1 protein-coding gene and 1 pseudogene are annotated in these 968 nt (G+C 55.4%); both read right to left on the bottom strand.

The features are described from left to right. Window positions 1–202 (bottom strand): recombinase family protein (locus AC1D0P_RS26065; protein ID WP_477679371.1); only part of this gene is annotated, 202 nt, incomplete at its 3' end. 45 nt (window positions 203–247) lie between these two features. Next, window positions 248–968, bottom strand: a pseudogene (locus tag AC1D0P_RS26060) (hypothetical protein); the annotation flags it as partial.

The raw sequence follows: 968 nt of genomic DNA, 5'->3' as shown, positions 1-968 counted from the left end.
ACCGTGCGAACCGGTCGATCTTGTAGACCTTGACCACGTCACCAGGTCGAAGCATTGACAGCAGCAACTGCAAAATGGGCCTGGTGCCCACTGAACTGCGCTTTTCCTGCAAAACCTGTTCGACGCCACCTCGATGGAGCGCGTCAAGCTGTAATGTTGTTTCCTGCTCTGTCGTCGAGACGCGTGCGTACCYGTAAATCACTTACTTGTCACCAAATCACTCCCTAGGAGAAATGTAACAGGCGCACTACTTGATGTAGTCCCGCTTCCGCATAAATGCCATCACCTCAGCATCGCGACTAACCGTACTTCTCACCTCTGGAGGTGGCAACAGCGGAGCAACCGTGCCGATGAAATCGCTCTGCTTAGGCTGCAGGACAGGCTCAGCCACCGTCATACGCGGCGCAGGGGGTGCAGGGTAAGGCGAATCGATAAAGGGCAAGAAGAGGCCATCGCGGACGATCTGGAGGCACATAGACCGTTCGGTAGGGTAAGGCGTGCCGTCTTGGGTGTAGCATTTGCAACCCTTTGACGGCATCGACACACAAGCAGCCGGCAGAGGGACCCGCCGAGGTTTAGTCAATTCATCGTAAACCGGCGCTGTGTGCATCAACGGCGGAAAACGAGGTGTTTGCAGCTCTGCATACTCCGATGCCGTTAGAGGCCTGGCAGCGTCAGAACCATCACCAGGTGATCTACGCGGCGCACTTGGTGCACCAGGCACACCACTGCTAGCCGTTTGCGCTTGCGCAGCCTTCGCCACATCCGCCTTGGAAGGCATAAGGCGATTGATCGCAAACCAGCCCATAGCGATCGCGAGAATTATTGAAATTATGAATATGTAGACCTGCTTCGGAATGCGCACTTTTCCCGTGTGAATGAAGGCGCTTTGATACCAGTCGTAGCATTCCTTCGGCTGCGCACGCGTCGTAATTTGCGCCGTCTTCCCCGAACCATCTTTCTGACAG

Source organism: Polaromonas sp. P1_G2 (assembly GCF_056405515.1).
This window is presented reverse-complemented; position numbering and strand designations above follow the sequence as displayed.